The sequence below is a fragment of the Hyphomonas sp. CY54-11-8 genome, assembly GCF_000682735.1.
Taxonomy (GTDB): Bacteria; Pseudomonadota; Alphaproteobacteria; order Caulobacterales; family Hyphomonadaceae; genus Hyphomonas.
Genome location: NZ_AWFD01000001.1, coordinates 414,813 through 431,903 on the forward strand (window position 1 = coordinate 414,813; position 17,091 = coordinate 431,903).

Genomic DNA, 17,091 nt, shown 5'->3' on the forward strand with positions numbered 1-17,091 from the left:
GGTGACCAGGATCCTGAAACCCACCGCCACTTTGATTGTTGCCGGCATTGGCATGGCAGCGCTGAGCGCTTGCTCCAGCGTGGCCCCATCGAATGTACCTGCCGCCTATCTGCAGGGAACCGCGCTGGACCGGAATGCCATCCGCGTTGAGAAGAAGACTGAATTCCTGGAGATTGCGATCCACCCGCAAGCATCGGAAGTCAGCCTCGCAGACAAGGCTGCGATTTCGAACTTCGTTTCGGCGTACCGGGATCATGGCCATGGCCTGCTGATCATGTCCTTGCCAGCCTCATCCGCCAATCCGCAGCTCGCTGTTGCGGCGGTCGCCGAGGCCCGCGCGATCGCCTACGAGAATGGCGTTCAGTATGAAGAGATCGAGGGAACGCATCATGGCGAAGATTCCCTCGTGTCCGAACCGATGATCCTGGCGTTCCAGGCCTACGATGCGATTGCGCCAGATTGTCCTTCTCAGGCGACGATCGACTATTCGGACATCAGTTCAAACAATGAACGGGCGACGCTCGGTTGCTCTATCCGTGCGAACCTCGCAGTGATGATCGCCGATCCGGCCGACCTTCTCGGAAGCCGGCCGCTGGACAGCGCCGATCCGGTTCGCCGCAGCGTTATTCTTGAGAAATTCCGTAAGGGGGAATCGACGGCTTCCACGCGCGGCAGCGATGAATCCGGCACCGTCTCCCAAGCCGTTTCGAACTAGAGCGTAAGACAAGGAATAAACAAGCCATGTCCAGTGAAAAGCCGCTCCACGAATCCGATTTCGAATCCGACTTCGAAGACGTCTTCGCAGATGATCCATTGGCGGATCTGGCCCTGCCGAAAGAGGAGCCGGTGGCCGAAGAGATGGAAGAGTCTTCGGTAATGGTCGATCTGGATACGCCGCAGCGTGAAGTCGAGTTTGACCAACCGGTCTTTTCTGCGCCTGAGGATGGCCTGGGGGGAGATTCCGTCCTGCCCGCCATTTCGATCCAGGTCTTCTACGAGCGCGATGAAACCCGCCTGTTGATGGAAGTTTGCTCCCGTGACCGGCGCATGGGCCGCGCCACGATCGAGGCGCACCCGGGCGGCATTTCCGCGGCGACCGAATATATGCGCGTAAACCCGACGCCAAACCTGCTCATCATCGAGTCGTCTGCCCGTTCGGCCCAGCTTCTGTCCGAGATCGATCAGCTGGCAGAACATTGCGACGAAACAGTCAAGGTGATGGTTGTCGGCGCGATCAACGATATCGCCCTGTATCGCCAACTGGTTGCCCGCGGCGTCAGCGAGTACGTTGTCCCGCCATTCCAGCCCCTGCAGATTCTCCGGACCATCTCTGGTCTCTTCGCTGATCCGGATGCGCCATTTGTCGGCAAACAGATTTCCGTGGTTGGTGCGAAAGGTGGGGTCGGGGCCTCGACAATTGCCCACAACCTGGCTTGGGCCATGGCAGAGAACACCAAGGTCAATACGACACTGGTCGATCTTGATCTGTCATTCGGGACCACGGCGCTGGATTTCAATCAGGAGCCGGCGCAGACGATCGCCGACGCCTTGCTCCAGCCGGAACGGGCAGATGATGCCGTGATCGAGCGTCTGCTTGCCAAGGCAAGTGACCGGCTCTCCCTGTTTACGGCGCCTGCCTCGATCGGCCAGATCATGGACATCCCGGATGAGTCCTACATCTCTGTGATCGAAGTCGTCCGCCGGAACGTGCCATTCCTGGTTCTGGACCTTCCGCATGTGTGGAGCCGCTGGGTGCAGCGCACGCTCGTTGCGTCCGATGAAGTGATCATCGTCTGCCAGCCGGATCTCGCATCCCTGCGCAACGGCAAGAACTATATCGACCAGTTGAAGGCAGCGCGTCCCAACGACAACCCGCCGCGTCTCGTCATAAACATGTCGGGTGTGCCGAAGCGGCCGGAAATTCCGGTGAAAGACTTCGGCGCCGCGATTGGCGTTGAGCCGGAAGTGATCCTGCCGTTCGAACCGGAATTGTTCGGCACCGCGGCAAACAACGGACAAATGATTTCCGAGACAGACGGGGCATCTCGCTCCGCTCAGGCAATCGACCATATGGCTTCGCTGCTTACCGGGCGCTCGGTTGCGGCGCAGCAGAAATCCATCTTCAAGAAACTGTTGGGCAAGTAAGGCCTGACAAGGCGGGACATACGAATGGCATTCGGGAAACGTTCACCTTCTGCGACACCGACAGCGGCACCGGCCTCTGCGCCGGCGCCGAAGGCTGCACCTGCGCCAGCCGCACCGCGTCCGGAGGCCGCAAAAGCGGCAGCACCAAAACCTGTTGCGGTGAAGGGCGCGCCCAAGGCGCCGTCTCCGCCAGCCCCGGCACCGCCGGAGCCGAAGCAGGAAAAGGTCCGCCAGGTTTCACAGCAGTCTGAACAGTACTACGCAACGAAGACCACAATCTTCAATGCGCTGATCGACACGATCGACCTGTCTCAGCTGGCGCAGCTCGATTCCGAAAGCGCGCGGGAAGAGATCCGCGACATTGTCGTCGAGATCATCTCCATCAAGAATGTGGTGATGTCCCTGTCGGAGCAGGAGCAGCTGCTCGACGACATCTGTAACGACGTTCTCGGATATGGACCTCTGGAGCCGCTTCTGGCGCGCGACGACATTGCCGATATCATGGTCAATGGTGCCGATACGACTTATATCGAGGTCAACGGCAAGATTGAACGAACCAATATCCGCTTCCGCGACAATGCCCAGCTGATGAACATCTGTCAGCGGATTGTGAGCCAGGTTGGCCGCCGCGTTGACGATTCCTCACCCATTTGTGACGCGCGACTTCTTGATGGCTCTCGTGTGAACGTGATTGCGCCGCCACTGGCGATTGACGGGCCGACCCTGACAATTCGTAAGTTCAAAAAGGACAAGCTGCGCCTTCAGGACCTTGTGAATTTTGGCTCCATCAGTGAGCCGGGTGCTGAGCTTCTCCGGATCATCGGACATTCGCGGTGTAATATCCTGATCTCCGGCGGTACGGGTTCGGGTAAGACAACCCTGCTGAACTGCTTGACCGGGTTCATTGAACCGGGCGAGCGCGTCATCACCTGCGAAGACTCCGCGGAACTCCAGCTCCAGCAGCCGCATGTCGTGCGGCTCGAGACACGTCCGCCGAACATCGAAGGCTCCGGTGAGATCACCATGCGGGATCTCGTGAAGAACTGTCTGCGTATGCGTCCGGAACGGATCATCGTGGGCGAGGTGCGTGGCCCGGAGGCGTTTGACCTTCTCCAGGCCATGAACACCGGCCACGATGGCTCGATGGGAACGCTGCACGCCAACAGCCCGCGCGAAGCACTCAGCCGTGTGGAATCCATGATCACGATGGGTGGTTTCTCTCTGCCGGCAAAGACAATCCGGGAGATGATCGTCGGCTCGATCGATGTCGTCGTCCAGGCATCGCGTCTTCGTGACGGTTCGCGCCGTATCATGAACGTCACCGAGGTTCTGGGTCTCGAAGGAGATACGATCGTCCTGCAGGATGTCCTGAAATATGAAATTGAGGGCGAGGACGAGAACGGCCGTGTCGTAGGCAAGCATCGCGGCACCGGTATTGGCCGTCCGCGGTTCTGGGACCGTGCTTCTTATTACAATCTTGAGCGCGAACTCGCAGCCGCCCTTGATGAGCTGGGAGGCTGACGATGGACGGAAACATGATGACCATCGCAATTGCCGGTCTGGCATTTGTGGCCATCGCGGGCCTCGGATTTGCTTTTTCGGGCGGTGACAAGGAAGCGGCGAGAAAGCGTGCGCGTGCCATCGGCGCCGGCGCGACTGTGGCGGGGAAGGGCCGGGCCGGAAAGGTCATGGACGAATCGGCGAAGCGTCGCGCCAAGACGCAGGAGATGCTGGACTCGCTGCGCAAGCAGGGGCAGGCGCGCCGGAAAAGCAGCGGCGCTCAGACGATCAAGGACAAGCTCGTGCAAGCGGGCCTTGATGTCCCGCTCTCCGCATTCTGGATGTTCTCCATCCTTTTGGGGGGCGTTTGCGGTGCGCTGGTCTTCCTGTCGGGATTCGAAGGCCTGACCATTTCCGGCATTGCCTTGCGCAGCCGCCCAGCTCTCGTGGCAGGCGCGTTCTTTGGCGGGGCATTTGGTTTGCCGCGCTTTTTCCTGAACTTCATGATCAAAGGCCGCCACAAGAAGATGATCAACCAGTTCGCCGATGCGCTGGATGTGATCGTGCGCGGTGTGAAATCCGGTCTGCCGTTGAATGAATGTATACGGATCATCGCCAAGGAGAGCCCGGAACCGCTGCGGACCGAATTCGGCACACTTGCGGACAATCTGGCCATGGGGGCAGGGACCGAACGGTCTCTGAACATGTTCTACAAGCGCGTCCCATTGCAGGAAGTGAACTTCTTCATGATCGTGCTGCTGATTCAGGCCAAGGCGGGCGGTAACCTTTCCGAAGCGCTCGGCAACCTGTCGAGCGTGATCCGGTCGCGTAAAATGATGCGCGAGAAGATCAAGGCGATGTCGTCCGAAGCGAAAGCATCGGCCATGATCATTGGTTCTCTACCCTTTGCGGTCGGCCTGCTCGTCTTCATGACTACACCCGATTACATCATGGAACTGTTCCGGACCGAGACGGGGCACGTCGTTCTGGCGACGGGATCGACACTGATGTTTACCGGCATCATGACGATGAAGAAGATGATCAACTTCGATATCTAGGCAGGCACAGTGTACGAGATCATCCTTTCCCTGACGAAGCCTGAAGCCCTGGCATCCCTGTTGGTCGCGGTGGCCGTGTTCGGCACCATGGTGACCATGTTTATGCCCTATCTGCAGGGCAACAAGCTGGAAACGCGGCTCAAATCCGTTTCGATGCAGCGGGAAAAACTGCGTAAGCAAAACCGGGCTGCGCTTGAGAACAAAAAAGGCCTGCGCCGGAAAGATGACTCGACCATCGGCGAGATTTCTTCCCGCCTGAACCTCGCCAAGGCACTGGAAGATCCGAACCTTCAGGACACGTTGAACAAGGCCGGCATGCGGGGCCCGGGCCCTGTCTCCGCATTCTATTTTGCGCGGATGACGCTGCCCTTCGTGGGGATGCTGGTCGTCTTCGTCTATGTCTTCTTCATCAATGATTTCGGTTTCCAGCCGATGATGAAGTACGGCTCCCTCCTTTTCGGGGCTGCGGCAGGTTTCTATGCGCCAAACCTGTATGTCTCCAATCTGGCCCAGAAACGCCAGAAATCCATCATGCGCGCCTTTCCCGATGCGCTCGACATGCTGCTGATCTGTGTCGAAGCCGGCATGTCGATCGAGCTTGGCTTTCATAAGGTCAGCCAGGAAATCGGCTCTGCGTCTCCGGAGCTGGCTGAGGAATTCGGCCTGACGGTTGCAGAACTGTCCTATCTGCCAGAGCGCCGTCAAGCTTATGAAAACCTGGCGAAACGTACGGGTCACGAAGGCGTCAAGGCTGTCTGTATGGCGCTTGGCCAGGCCGAACGCTACGGTACGCCGCTGGGCGATGCGCTGCGTGTGATGGCCAAGGAAAACCGTGAGATGCGGATGTCGGAGGCTGAGAAGAAGGCCGCGGCACTTCCGGCCAAGCTGACCGTGCCGATGATTGTCTTCTTCCTGCCGGTCCTGTTCCTCGTCGTGCTTGGCCCGGCCTACATCAAATTCCAGAAGATGCAGTCGAAGAATGACGCAGTTCCGGCCGTCACGACGGAGCAACGCACGAATGACCGCCGCTCGGATGCGGGCGGCCTGATCGGGATCGACCCGCGCATTGAAGTCAGCGTCCTGGCCTGATCAGCCGGAGAAATTCAGAGACGGATGTTTCAGCCGCCCGTGCGGCGTAACCTCAGGCCCGTCGCTTCGGCCGGTGGCGCGTCAGCCTCCGGCGCCTGTGCCGCGGCCTGCGCCGAGGCTTTTTCCTGAAGCGCCTCCAGATCACGGCCCGGCTTGATCATTTCCTTCAGGAGTTCGACATTCTGCTCGACCACGGCGTCCGGCGCATAACCGGCGCTCGTCTTCTGCATCTCCTCGAACCGGCCCTGAAGACCCAGCACCAGTGCGAGGTTTTCGCGGATACGAACATCGCCCGGTGCGACATCAGCAGCCTGGCGCAGCTTGGCTTCAGCACCGGTCAGATCGCCAGTCAGTGCGAGGGAGAGCCCGTAATTGGCCAGCGTTGAGGCGCGTGCCGGCTCGATCGCCAGCGCTTTTTCGTAGGCGACCTGCGCGCCTTTGTGATTTTCCAGCTGGTCCATGGCGGTTCCAAGCGCGGCCCAGGCGTCTGCCCGGTCAGGCTGAGCGACGGCGACCTGCTCGAATGCCCGCGCAGCGCCCAACTGGTTGCCATTGGCGGCCAGCGCCCGGCCCAGCGGCATCAGGATGCGCGGCTCGTTCGGATGGATGACCAGCACTTCGGACAGGACCTCCACCGCCCGTTCCGTGGAGCCGATGCCACGCAAGGCGTCAGCGAAGGTCAGGGCGTTGTCCAGGTTTTCGGCATCCTTGGCATATTCCTTCGACCAGAAATTCGCCTTGGTCAGCGGGTCCGAATTATTGGCCGCTTCGATTTCCTCTGGGGTTGCCGGCTTCATTGCCTCAGCCATGGCGGCCTGCAGCTCTGCCGCCGCTTTGGCATCCGGATCAGGCGTCGAGGCGCAGGCCGAGATACCGGCCAGGGCGACAGCAAGTGCAGCCAGTGAGGTTTTGGCTCTGGACATGGGACCGCTCCGGGTTTGAATCAGGATCATTCCCGCGTGAGTCTGGACCTGTGGGCGTCAAGGATGGGTTAACGCCAGCGCAGACTCCATTAACACTTGCCCGTACGAGGCCATTTTCATGCACAAGAGTTTCACCACCGGTGCCGACGGGGCGGTCAGCGTCTGGCTGTACACCGCTGATGCCTTCAAATCCCTGGAGAACGATCCGTTCCCTTCCGCCCGTGCGATTGCAACGGCGCAGGCGTTCAAGGGCGGGGCAGGGCAGATGGTGCTGGTGCCGAGCCCGGAAGGTGGCCTTGCGCATGTTCTGGGCGGTATCGGCGACGGAAAGGATGCGCTGGCAGTCGCCGCTCTTTCGGGCAAGCTGCCGGAAGGGGTCTATGAGATCGCGGCAGATGGCGGCCTGTCCATGGCGTCCATTGCGGCTGGCTGGGCGGACGGGGCCTACAGGTTCGAGCGGTATCTGAAAGAAAAGTCCTGCCCGCCGCAGCTCGTGATCCCCGAGGGCGATGCGGGTGAGGCGCTGTCGGCGGAAGCAGATTCCATCGCCTTGTTGCGGGATCTCGTGAACACTCCGGCCGGCGACATGACCCCGGCGGGTATTCAGCAGACCGTCGAAAAGCTGGCGGAGGAATTCGGCGCGAAGCTGACCGCGATTGTTGGCGACGCCCTGCTGGAACAGAACTACCCCATGGTTCACGCCGTTGGCCGCGCGGCCAAGGCGGCGCCGCGCTTCCTGGAACTGGAATGGGGCGATGCGTCGAAGCCGAAGCTCGCGCTTGTCGGCAAGGGGGTAACCTTCGATTCCGGCGGTCTCGATATCAAGCCGGGCAGCGGCATGCGGATCATGAAGAAAGACATGGGCGGTTCCGCCCATGTCATCGCGCTGGCCCGCCTCGTCATGGCGACAAAATTGCCGGTGCATTTGAAGCTGTACGTGCCGACGGTTGAAAACGCGATCAGCGGCGATGCGTTCCGGCCAGGCGATATCCTGTCGTCCCGCAAGGGCCTGACGGTCGAGATCGACAATACGGATGCCGAGGGCCGGCTGATCCTGGCGGATGCGCTGGCGCGGGCCTCCGAAGGGGAGCCTGATCTGCTGATCGACTTTGCGACGCTCACCGGTGCGGCCCGTGTCGCGCTCGGGGCGGATCTCGCGCCGGTCTACTCCGATGACGAGCAACTGGTCGCCGATATCCTTGAGGGTTCAGCACAATCCGGCGATCCGGTCTGGCGCATGCCGCTTTGGGACCCCTACATGTCGGAACTGAAGAGTCCGATTGCGGACCTCGTGAACTCCGGCAGCAGTTTCGGCGGTTCGATCACGGCCGGCCTGTTCCTGAAACAGTTCGTGGATGCGAAAAGCTGGGCCCATTTCGATGTCTGGGCATGGCGCAAAACCAAATATGGCCGCCCGGAAGGGGCCGCCGCCTGCGGCCTGCGGGCGGTCTGGGCGATGCTGCAGAAACGCTACCGTTAGATTTTCGGAGACAGGGGTTTCGAAAAGCGTGTTGACTCATTCCATATTTCCACGATACTGGAAATATGGAATCGAAAAACGCCCTCTCCAAACTCTCCGCCCTGGCTCAGGAAAACCGTCTGGCCGTGTTCCGCCTTCTGGTGAGGGCCGGGCATGATGGCTTACCAGCAGGGGAGATTGCGGCAGCGCTAGACGTGCCGCCGAATACGCTTTCGGCTCAGCTCAACATTCTTTCGAATGCGAACCTGATCGAAGGCAAACGCCAGGGGCGATCCATCATCTATACCGCCAATTATGACGCCATCAGTGGGCTGATCGTGTTCCTGATGGAAGATTGCTGTCAGGGCCGTGAAGAAGTGTGCAGCCCCGTTATGGCGGCGGCCCAATCTGCCTGCTGCTGACCTGTCCCAGGAAAGGAAACTCCATGAAACGCCTGCATGTCCACATCGCTGTCGATGACCTCCAGCGTTCGATCGATTTCTACTCGACCCTGTTCGATGCGCCGCCGAGTGTGCGCAAGGACGACTACGCCAAATGGATGCTGGACGATCCGCATGTGAACCTCGCTATCAGCGCCCGCGGCGCAGCACCCGGCGTGGAGCATCTGGGCATTCAGGCCGAAGATTCGGGTGAGCTCGCGGAAGTCTATGACCGCCTGAAGCGCGCTGACGCCCCGGTTCTGGAAGAGGGGGAGACGGTCTGCTGCTATGCCCAATCAGAGAAGAGCTGGATCGCCGATCCGGCAGGCGTGCCGTGGGAAGTGTTCCACACAACCGGAGACAGCGCCGTTTATGGGGGCGGCCCGGAACTGAATGACGGGCGGCTGGCTACAACACCGACCGGCATGGCGGTGGAGCGGCCCTGCTGCGCACCGGCCATCGCTGAACCGAAAAGCGCTGGCTGCTGCTGACGCAATATGGGGGCGTTCGAGAAATACTTGTCGGTCTGGGTCGGTCTCTGCATCCTTGCAGGGATCGGCCTGGGGGCCGTCGTGCCAGGTGCATTCTCCGCACTGGCGGCGCTGGAATATGCCAACGTCAATTTTGCCGTTGCCGTCCTGATCTGGGCGATGGTCTGGCCCATGATGATCGGAATCGATTTCTCGGCCATGCGCCGGGTTGGCGAGCGGCCGAAGGGGCTGATCATCACGCTGGTGGTGAACTGGCTGATCAAGCCGTTCACCATGGCGCTTCTAGGCGTGCTCTTCTTTCGGCATGTCTTTGCCGGGTTTATTCCCGAGGCAGATGCCGAAGGCTATATCGCCGGCCTGATCCTGCTGGGCGCGGCGCCATGCACAGCCATGGTGTTTGTCTGGTCCCAACTTACCCGTGGCGACCCGAACTACACATTGGTGCAGGTCAGCGTGAACGACGCAATCATGGTGTTCGCCTTCGCCCCGATCGTGGCCTTCCTGCTGGGCGTGACGGAGATCAGCGTGCCTTGGGAAACGCTGCTCCTGTCGGTAGCGCTTTATGTCGTCATTCCATTGATCGCCGGAATCCTCACGCGCAACGCGTTGGCCCGGAAGGGCGGAGAAGCGGCTGTGACGGATTTCACCCACAGGATCAAGCCGCTCTCCGTGATCGGATTGCTGGCGACGGTTGTCCTGTTGTTCGGCTTTCAGAGCGGGACGATCCTGGCGCAGCCCCTGATCATCGCATTGATCGCCGTGCCGATCCTGATCCAGTCCTATGGCATCTTCGCGCTGGCCTATGCCGCCGCATGGGCCTGGAAAGTGCCGCACCGGATCGCGGCGCCTTGCGCCCTGATCGGAACGTCCAATTTCTTTGAACTGGCGGTCGCCGTCGCGATCAGCCTGTTCGGCCTGAACTCCGGTGCCGCGCTGGCCACGGTGGTCGGCGTGCTGGTCGAGGTGCCGGTGATGTTGTCGCTGGTCGCTTTCGCCAATCGCACCCGATCAGCTTTTGTCAGCTCAGAAGAGGAGGTTGCGGCACCATGATTGTCATTCATCACAATCCCGATTGCGGCACGTCCCGGAACGTTCTGGCCATCATTAAGGCCAGCGGCGAGAAGCCCACCGTGATCGAATACCTGAAAGAAGGCTGGACCCGCTCGCAGCTGCTCGGGCTCTTCGCGGCGGCTGGCCTGACGCCACGCACGGCTCTCCGGGAAACGAAATCCCCGGCAAGAGAGCTGGGACTTTTAGAGCCCGGAGTGGGTGATGAGGCGATCCTTGAGGCGATGCTGGAACATCCTGTCCTCGTGAACCGGCCCATCGTGTGCAGCCCGAAAGGCGTGCGCCTGTGCCGGCCGAGCGAGGTGGTGCTGGACCTGTTGGAATCCCTGCCGCCGGGCCCGTTCTACAAGGAAGACGGCGCGCTTCTGATTGACGAAAACGGCCAGCGTGTGGGCTGAGGCCTAGTCGGTTTCCAGACGCTCGATCGGGCCGCCGGCATCGGCCTGCAGGCGCAGGGCCTCGCGCACCTGGCCGCGCAAGACGAGCGTGTTGATGTCTTCCGGGTCTGCTTCCATCGCCGCGTTCACGTCCAGCATGGCCTTGTCCGGCTCGCCTTTGGCGAGCCAGGCGGCGCCGCGCATCTGGTAGGCCTCGGCATGGTCAGGCACGCGCATCAGCACGGCGTCGAGATCTTCGATGGCTTTGTCATAATTCTCCAGCAGGATGTGTGCCGAGGCCCGGTCCAGCAGCAGCTCCGGCGCGTCGGGCGCGATCTTCAGCGCGCCGTCGAAGGCCTGCAGGGCGGAGTCCGGATCCTCGGCTTCGATCCACGCGTTTCCGGCTTGTGAGAGATAGGCCGCGCGCTGTTCCAGCGTGCCGCCATCCGTTGAATTTGCGAGGTTTTTCAGCCGCTCGGCGCCTTCTGCCTGATGGCCGAGGGCGATCAGCGCCATGGCCGTACACTGGCGTGCGCCGGGGCGGTTGCCCTGGTAGAGCCAGGCGAGGCCGTCTTCATAGGCGTCGTCCGGATCGGTCTCGATCTTGGCGAGGCAGGCCTCCAGCCGGGCCTGTTCCTCAGCGGCGATACGTTCGCCAGCCGACGTGGTCTGCAGGAAGGCGAGCGACACGGCGGCCAGGGTGAGAAGGGGCATGGATCGGACACTCCGGAACCTGTAACAAACCTCATAGATACAAAGGGATCAGGCGAGGCAAATGACAGTTCAGCCATCTCTGCTTTTTGTCGCCGGGCTTGGCTATAGTGCCACACACCTGGCGCGGATGTGGCCGGGCCCTGTGGCCGGCACGGTGCGCAGCGAGGCGAAGGCGGCGGCGCTGCGGGCAGACGGCATCGACGCCCGCGTCTGGGATGGCGAGAGCCCGCTTCAGTTGCCCGAAAAGGCATGCCTTCTGGTGACGATCCCGCCCGATGCACATGGCTGCCCCGTGCTGCGCCATGTGCATACCGGACCAGGCCATGATCATGCCGGACTGAGCGATGACCTCTCCGTCACCTATTTGTCCACAACCGGTGTCTATGGCGACCTTGCCGGCGGCTGGGCGTTCGAGTGGAGCAAGCCTAACCCGCAGAGCCGCCGCGCCAAGGCCCGCGCCCGCGCCGAGGATCAGTGGCGCGAGGCCACAAAAGGCCGCGCCAGCCTCGTGCGCCTACCGGGCATCTATGGCCCCGGCCGCTGTGCCTTCGACCGGCTGAGGGAGGGCACAGCCCGGCGCATTGTGAAGCCGGGGCAGGTCTTCTCCCGCGTGCATGTGGACGATATTGCGAGCGGCCTCTTGGCCTTGCACCAGCGCCCGGAGGCGGCCGCGCGGGCAGGCGGCGTACTCCATCTTTGCGACGACGAGCCCGCCCCGCCGCAGGACGTGATCGCACACGCCGCCCAATTGCTCGGAATGGACCCACCGCCGGACGTGCCCTTCGAGGACGCAGACCTCAGCCCCATGGCCCGCAGCTTCTATGCCGAGTGCAAACGCATCTCCAACGCCTGCACCAAGGCCGCCCTCAACTGGCGCCCGAAATACCCCACCTACCGCGAAGGCCTGGCGGCGATCCTGGCGGCGGAGGGGCACTGACGTATCAGCCATGTGTTTCGCGGCTATCGTCCGGGGCGCTTGTCCGGTGTGTCAGCCCATAGTCGCGAACAACTTCGGCGACGCACAATCGATAGTCCCGGAACAGATCGTTCCGCCCACGTGCCTGCGCGCTTCGATGTGGAGGCAGGTTGCGCCAGGCCTGCACTGCCGCTTCGTTGCGCCAGAATGACAGGGACAGGTATTTGCCCGGCGTCGTGAGGCTTTCGAACCGCTCGATGGAGAGGAAGCCGTCAACCCCATCCAGCAGGGGGCGCAGCGCGGCAGCGGTTTCAAAATAGGCATCCGCCTTACCGGGCAGAGGTTCCAGCTCGAACAGGACAGCAATCATGGCAGGATAAGCTCCGCATGCGGCGCTGAGGCGAGTTTCAGGAGAATGCGGTCTTCCTTGCGTATGAAGCGTTCGCGCTTTGCGAACTCATAATTCTCAAGGCCAATCGGGTCCGCTGCGAGACGCTGCTTGTAGGCTTCATAGTCCGCAAGCGAGGGCAGGGAGTAAACGCCATAGGCCGTGGTGGCAGAGCCTTCATGCGGCGCGAAATAGCCGATCAGGTCGGCGCCGCAGCGTGGAATGGCCTGACCCCATCGGCGGGCATAATGTTCGAATGCTTCTTTTTGGAATGGATCGATTTCGTATCGGATGAAACAGGTGATCATGTCGGGCTCCTTTTTGCCGTTCCCCGACATAGCGGATTGCGCCGCATCAATGGTTCGGTTACCGTCGAACCATGAAAGACGGCCCGGACATTTCCCGCATTGCCGCCCTGATTGGCGACCCGGCGCGCAGCAACATGTTGCTGAGCCTGATGGATGGACGCGCCCTGACCGCAAGCGAGCTTGCCGAGGCGGGCGGTATCACCAAACAGACGGCGAGTTCACATCTCGGGAAACTCATGGATGGTGGGCTGCTCGCAAGGGAAGTGCAGGGCCGCCATCACTATTACCGGCTGCAGGATGGTGATGTGGCCCACGCGATAGAAGCCCTTCTGCATGTGGCGGAGCGTGGCCCCGGCAAGCGGACACGCACAGGACCGGCCGACCCTGAGCTGCGCAAGGCGCGGATCTGCTATGATCATCTCGCCGGCGAACTCGGTGTGCGATTGTTCGATACGATGAAACGGGGGGGTGGCTTGAATGAACGGGGAGGGCAGTTTGCCTTGACTGAGAGCGGCTGGGGCATGCTTGGGAAAATCGGAATTGCAGAGGCGGATTTCGGAAATTCCCGGCGGCCCATGTGCCGGTCATGCCTCGACTGGAGCATGCGGCGCCATCATTTGGCTGGTCAGGCAGGCGCTGCAATCCTGACACAGATCATGGATCTTGGCTGGGCACAGCGACGCCCGGGCACGCGCATCATCGCTTTCACGAAGCCAGGAGAGGCATCGTTTGAGCGTTGGTTGAAAACGGCGAAGTGCTGATGCCACTTGATCTTCCGCCTGGCGAGGGCGGCCTCGGCCATCTCGCGGGCTATCGGTGCGGGCGTGATATACGATCAAGCGTTCGGCCATTTCGCCGGCAAAAAGAGGGAGAAACGCCATGAGCAATGAAGAGGTGATCCGGGATTTTATTGCGGCCTGGTCGCGGCTGAATGTGGACGAGCTGGTGAGCTTCTTTGCCGAGGACGGCATCTATCACAACATGCCGACGGGCCCGGTGCAGGGGCATGCGGCGCTGCGCAAGTTTATCGGTGGCTTCATCAATGGCTGGAGCGAGACGACTTGGGATGTCCTCACGCTGATGTCCGCCGGGGACAAGGTGGTCGCCGAACGCCTCGACCGCACCGTCGCGCATGGCAAGCAGATCGACCTGCCCTGTTGCGGTGTTTTCGAGCTGAAGGACGGCAAGATCGCCGTCTGGCGCGACTATTTCGACCTCGCCACCTACATGAAACCGCTGGGCGGGTGATCGCGCCCACCTTGCTTTGACGTTCTGGCCCTGGCGGATGGCTGGGGGTAAGCAGGACTCTGCGCTGTTTTTGCAAATAGGTCGCACTTGCATTCTCAAACTGTCTCCAATAAACAGCCGCGACCTGAATAGAAAATATGCGGAGCGAGGGCAGCGTGAGCGGTTACAAGAGCGGTTTCCTGATGGCATCGGTGGCGGTGCTGGCACTTTCGGCCGGGGCAGAGGCGCCGGAAGTGACGGAGGGGGACGACCCCTATCGCCTGTTGTCGACGGTTGTTGTGACCGGCTCGTCCGAGGCGGCGCTGGAAGTTGCCGGCTCGGTCTCGTTTCTGACCGATGCCGATCTGTCGGTGCAGGCGCAGAGCGATGTGCTGCGCATCCTGCGCGCCGTGCCGGGCGTGAACATCCAGGAAGAGGACGGCTATGGCCTGCGCCCGAATATCGGCCTGCGCGGGTCGGGCTCTGACCGCTCCTCGCGTGTCGCGCTGATGGAAGACGGCGTGCCGATCTCGCCGGCGCCTTATGCCTCGCCGTCGGCCTACTACTTCCCCACCATCGCTCGGATGAGCGCCATCGAAGTGACCAAGGGCCCGGCGGCGATCCTCTACGGCCCCCGCACCACGGGCGGGGCGATCAACATGTTCTCGACGCCCGTGCCGGATGCTCCGTCCGGCCACGGGCAGGTGATGTTCGGCACGAATGACCGCCAGCGCGCGCACCTCTGGTTGGGCGGCAAGGGGGATGCGGCGGCCGGCTGGCAGCTGGGCGGCCTCGTCGAAGTGTTCACCGACGAGACGGACGGCTTCAAGCGGCTGGACAATGGCGGCCCGACCGGCTTCGACGCGGACGACCTGGTCGTGAAGCTCGGCGCCTACAAGACCGAAGGGGCCATGCCGCAAAGCGTGGAGCTGAAATACCAGACGCGGGAAGAGATTTCGAACGAGACCTATCTCGGCCTGACGCTGGACGATTTCCGGGCCGATCCTTACCGGCGCTATAATGCGAGCACGGACGACCAGTTCAATGGCGAGAACGAGCTCTACCAGCTGACTCACCGGATTGACCTGTCGCCGGAGCTCAGCCTGACGACGATCGCCTATCATCACGACTTCGCCCGCAACTGGTACAAACTGCAGGGCATCAATGCAGACGGCAATGGCGCAAGCGGCGACGTCTCGATCTCCAGCGTGCTGGCAGACCCGGTGACCTATGCGGCCGAGTATGATCTGGCTGTGGGCACTACAAGCCTCGATAATTCCATCGTCTACCGCGCCAACCGGCGCGCCTATTACAGCGAGGGTGTCCAGTCCGTCCTCAACTGGAAGACGGCCTTTGCCGGGATTGACCACGAACTGACCATCGGCGCCCGTGTTCATCAAGACGAGGAAGACCGGTTCCAGGAGGAAGACGCCTATCGCCTTGAGGGCGGGCGGCTGGTGCTGACCACGGCAGGCGCCGCGGGCAGCCAGGCGAACCGTATCTCATCCGGCGAGGCGCTGGCCATCTTCGTGCAGGACAAGTTCACTGTCGGGCGGCTGTCGGTCACGGGCGGCGCGCGGTTCGAGGACTACGAACTGACGCGCGAAGACTATTCGACCAGCGACCCCACCCGCGCTGCCGGGCCAACACAGGTGAGAGAACTGTCCGATACGGTGGTCGTGCCTGGCCTCAGCGCGCTCTACCAGATCAGTGAGACAACGACGCTGCTGGCCGGTGTGCATCGCGGCTTCGCCATTGCGAGCCCCGGCACGACGGACGCCGATGTCGAGGAGAGCGTCAACTGGGAGTTCGGCGGACGCTATTCGCGCGGCGAGTTCGAACTGGAAGCAATTGCCTATTTCAACGACTATTCGAACCTGCTCGGCACGTGCACGGCTTCGTCCGGCGGCGGCTGTACGGTGGGCGACCAGTTCAATGGCGGCGAAGTGGACGTGCAGGGTCTGGAAGTGACCGCCAGCTGGGATGCCGGATCTGCTCTGAATACGGACCTCTCCATTCCGCTGAACCTCGTCTACACGCTGACCGATGCCGAATTCCAGACGAGCTTCGAAAGCGACTACGAGCCCTGGGGCGATGTCGTTGTCGGGGACGAGCTGCCTTACATCGCCGACCAGCAGCTGACCCTCAGCGCGGGCCTGGAAACGGACCGCTGGGGCGCGAGCCTCTCCGGTAATTATGTCTCCGATGCACGGGCGCGTGCCGGGCAGGGGAGCATTCCGGAACGCGAACTGATCGAAGCGCGCTGGGTGGCTGACATGGCCGTCTGGGTGGACCTGACCGACCGCATCCGCGTGCGGGCCAAGGCCGAGAACCTGTTCGACGAGGTCTATGTCGCTTCGATCGACCCGGCAGGCCTTCGCCCCGGCAAGCCGTTCGAATTCCTGATGGGCGTCGAGGTGTCGTTCTGAGGCGAAAGTCTCAGAATACTCCCATCTTGATCCCCGCGCCGAGCGCGGCGCCGAGTTCGCGGCATTTTTCCAGCTTCGATTCCGGGATGGTCTTCTCCGCGAGGATCTCCTCCGGAGTCTGAGCGCTGGTGTTGACGATGAGGGGCGGCTGCACGTCACGGAGGCGCCAGCCTTTGGCGATGCGGGCCGCCTGACGGGCAGCGCCTTCGCCGTCAGAACCCGCGCAGATCATCAGGGCGTAGGGGCGGCCCTCGATTTGTCCGAGCACGGGGTAATAGCAGCGGTCGAAGAATTCCTTCATCGCGCCGGAGAGCGCGGCGAGGTTTTCCGGCCCGGCGAAGAGATAGCCATCGGCGGCCAGCAGGTCTTCCGGCATCGCATCTTCTGCGCGCATCAGCACGGCGTCGGCTTCTTCTTGTGCAGCTGCGAAGGCGGCCTCGGCCATCTGGCGCGTACCACCGGTGCGGGAATGATAAACGATCAATAATTTGGACATCTCGCCGCCCATGTTAGACTTCGCCCCAGGAAAGGACACAAGAATCCTTTCCATAAAAAATTG

Annotated in this window: 19 protein-coding genes; 14 read left to right on the forward strand and 5 right to left on the reverse strand. The window is 61.7% G+C overall.

Going from position 1 to position 17,091, the window contains the following annotated elements:
• Nucleotide 1: 1 nt before the first annotated feature.
• From HY17_RS02185 to HY17_RS02205, 5 genes are read left to right on the forward strand one after another with little or no spacing between them, the layout of a single operon-like run.
• Nucleotides 2-715 carry a CpaD family pilus assembly lipoprotein gene (locus tag HY17_RS02185; protein ID WP_139068780.1) on the forward strand — a complete coding sequence of 238 codons (714 nt, stop codon included), beginning with the start codon at nucleotides 2-4 and terminating at the stop codon, nucleotides 713-715.
• A gap of 26 nt (nucleotides 716-741) precedes the next feature.
• Entirely contained in the window at nucleotides 742-2,145 is a 1,404-nt protein-coding gene (locus tag HY17_RS02190) for an AAA family ATPase (RefSeq protein WP_034761741.1), read from the forward strand.
• Nucleotides 2,146-2,169: 24 nt separating this feature from the next.
• Nucleotides 2,170-3,666 carry a CpaF family protein gene (locus HY17_RS02195; protein WP_034761742.1) on the forward strand — a complete coding sequence of 499 codons (1,497 nt, stop codon included), beginning with the start codon at nucleotides 2,170-2,172 and terminating at the stop codon, nucleotides 3,664-3,666.
• A 2-nt stretch (nucleotides 3,667-3,668) separates the two neighbouring features.
• The gene (locus tag HY17_RS02200) at nucleotides 3,669-4,703 is read left to right on the forward strand and encodes a type II secretion system F family protein (protein WP_233348583.1); all 1,035 of its coding nucleotides are present in this window, start codon (nucleotides 3,669-3,671) and stop codon (nucleotides 4,701-4,703) included.
• An 18-nt stretch (nucleotides 4,704-4,721) separates the two neighbouring features.
• Nucleotides 4,722-5,792 (forward strand): type II secretion system F family protein, encoded by a 1,071-nt coding sequence (locus tag HY17_RS02205; RefSeq protein WP_369802162.1) that lies wholly within the window; start codon nucleotides 4,722-4,724, stop codon nucleotides 5,790-5,792.
• A gap of 29 nt (nucleotides 5,793-5,821) precedes the next feature.
• Here HY17_RS02205 and HY17_RS02210 read toward each other — a convergent pair whose 3' ends face one another.
• Nucleotides 5,822-6,715, reverse strand: a complete 894-nt coding sequence (locus HY17_RS02210; protein WP_065382760.1) for a tetratricopeptide repeat protein — start codon at nucleotides 6,713-6,715, stop codon at nucleotides 5,822-5,824.
• A 118-nt stretch (nucleotides 6,716-6,833) separates the two neighbouring features.
• Here HY17_RS02210 and HY17_RS02215 point away from each other — a divergent pair, with 118 nt between their 5' ends.
• From HY17_RS02215 to arsC, 5 genes are all read left to right on the forward strand, one after another.
• Nucleotides 6,834-8,195, forward strand: a complete 1,362-nt coding sequence (locus tag HY17_RS02215) for a M17 family metallopeptidase (protein WP_034761747.1) — start codon at nucleotides 6,834-6,836, stop codon at nucleotides 8,193-8,195.
• 65 nt (nucleotides 8,196-8,260) lie between these two features.
• The gene (locus HY17_RS02220) at nucleotides 8,261-8,596 is read left to right on the forward strand and encodes a helix-turn-helix transcriptional regulator (protein ID WP_034761750.1); all 336 of its coding nucleotides are present in this window, start codon (nucleotides 8,261-8,263) and stop codon (nucleotides 8,594-8,596) included.
• 23 nt (nucleotides 8,597-8,619) lie between these two features.
• The gene (locus tag HY17_RS02225) at nucleotides 8,620-9,105 is read left to right on the forward strand and encodes an ArsI/CadI family heavy metal resistance metalloenzyme (protein WP_034761752.1); all 486 of its coding nucleotides are present in this window, start codon (nucleotides 8,620-8,622) and stop codon (nucleotides 9,103-9,105) included.
• Nucleotides 9,106-9,111: 6 nt separating this feature from the next.
• Nucleotides 9,112-10,155, forward strand: a complete 1,044-nt coding sequence (gene arsB, locus HY17_RS02230) for an ACR3 family arsenite efflux transporter (RefSeq protein WP_034761753.1) — start codon at nucleotides 9,112-9,114, stop codon at nucleotides 10,153-10,155.
• Nucleotides 10,152-10,571, forward strand: a complete 420-nt coding sequence (arsC, locus tag HY17_RS02235; RefSeq protein ID WP_034761755.1) for an arsenate reductase (glutaredoxin) — start codon at nucleotides 10,152-10,154, stop codon at nucleotides 10,569-10,571. The genes arsB and arsC overlap by 4 nt, the downstream gene beginning before the upstream one ends.
• A gap of 3 nt (nucleotides 10,572-10,574) precedes the next feature.
• Here arsC and HY17_RS02240 read toward each other — a convergent pair whose 3' ends face one another.
• Nucleotides 10,575-11,264 carry a tetratricopeptide repeat protein gene (locus HY17_RS02240; protein WP_051599541.1) on the reverse strand — a complete coding sequence of 230 codons (690 nt, stop codon included), beginning with the start codon at nucleotides 11,262-11,264 and terminating at the stop codon, nucleotides 10,575-10,577.
• A 61-nt stretch (nucleotides 11,265-11,325) separates the two neighbouring features.
• Between HY17_RS02240 and HY17_RS02245 the strand changes: the two genes are divergently transcribed.
• Nucleotides 11,326-12,201 carry an epimerase gene (locus tag HY17_RS02245; RefSeq protein ID WP_034761757.1) on the forward strand — a complete coding sequence of 292 codons (876 nt, stop codon included), beginning with the start codon at nucleotides 11,326-11,328 and terminating at the stop codon, nucleotides 12,199-12,201.
• A gap of 4 nt (nucleotides 12,202-12,205) precedes the next feature.
• On the opposite strand, the gene HY17_RS02250 is transcribed toward HY17_RS02245, so the two are convergent.
• Both HY17_RS02250 and HY17_RS02255 read right to left on the reverse strand, forming a co-directional pair.
• Nucleotides 12,206-12,550 (reverse strand): antibiotic biosynthesis monooxygenase, encoded by a 345-nt coding sequence (locus tag HY17_RS02250; RefSeq protein ID WP_034761759.1) that lies wholly within the window; start codon nucleotides 12,548-12,550, stop codon nucleotides 12,206-12,208.
• Nucleotides 12,547-12,876, reverse strand: coding sequence for an NIPSNAP family protein (locus tag HY17_RS02255; protein WP_034762474.1), 330 nt, complete (start codon nucleotides 12,874-12,876; stop codon nucleotides 12,547-12,549). Before HY17_RS02255 ends, HY17_RS02250 begins: the two co-directional genes overlap by 4 nt.
• Before the next feature lie 71 nt (nucleotides 12,877-12,947).
• Between HY17_RS02255 and HY17_RS02260 the strand changes: the two genes are divergently transcribed.
• The 3 genes from HY17_RS02260 to HY17_RS02270 all read left to right on the forward strand — a co-directional run bounded on the left by HY17_RS02260 (nucleotide 12,948) and on the right by HY17_RS02270 (nucleotide 16,532).
• Entirely contained in the window at nucleotides 12,948-13,637 is a 690-nt protein-coding gene (locus HY17_RS02260; protein WP_034761761.1) for a helix-turn-helix transcriptional regulator, read from the forward strand.
• Between the two features lie 118 nt (nucleotides 13,638-13,755).
• Nucleotides 13,756-14,124 carry a limonene-1,2-epoxide hydrolase family protein gene (locus tag HY17_RS02265; RefSeq protein WP_034761763.1) on the forward strand — a complete coding sequence of 123 codons (369 nt, stop codon included), beginning with the start codon at nucleotides 13,756-13,758 and terminating at the stop codon, nucleotides 14,122-14,124.
• Nucleotides 14,125-14,279: 155 nt separating this feature from the next.
• On the forward strand, nucleotides 14,280-16,532 hold the full coding sequence (locus HY17_RS02270; protein WP_175354415.1) for a TonB-dependent receptor domain-containing protein: 2,253 nt from the start codon (nucleotides 14,280-14,282) through the stop codon (nucleotides 16,530-16,532).
• Between the two features lie 10 nt (nucleotides 16,533-16,542).
• Here the strand turns inward: HY17_RS02270 and HY17_RS02275 are convergent, their stop codons facing one another.
• Nucleotides 16,543-17,028 (reverse strand): flavodoxin family protein, encoded by a 486-nt coding sequence (locus HY17_RS02275; RefSeq protein WP_034762479.1) that lies wholly within the window; start codon nucleotides 17,026-17,028, stop codon nucleotides 16,543-16,545.
• Nucleotides 17,029-17,091 lie beyond the last annotated feature (63 nt).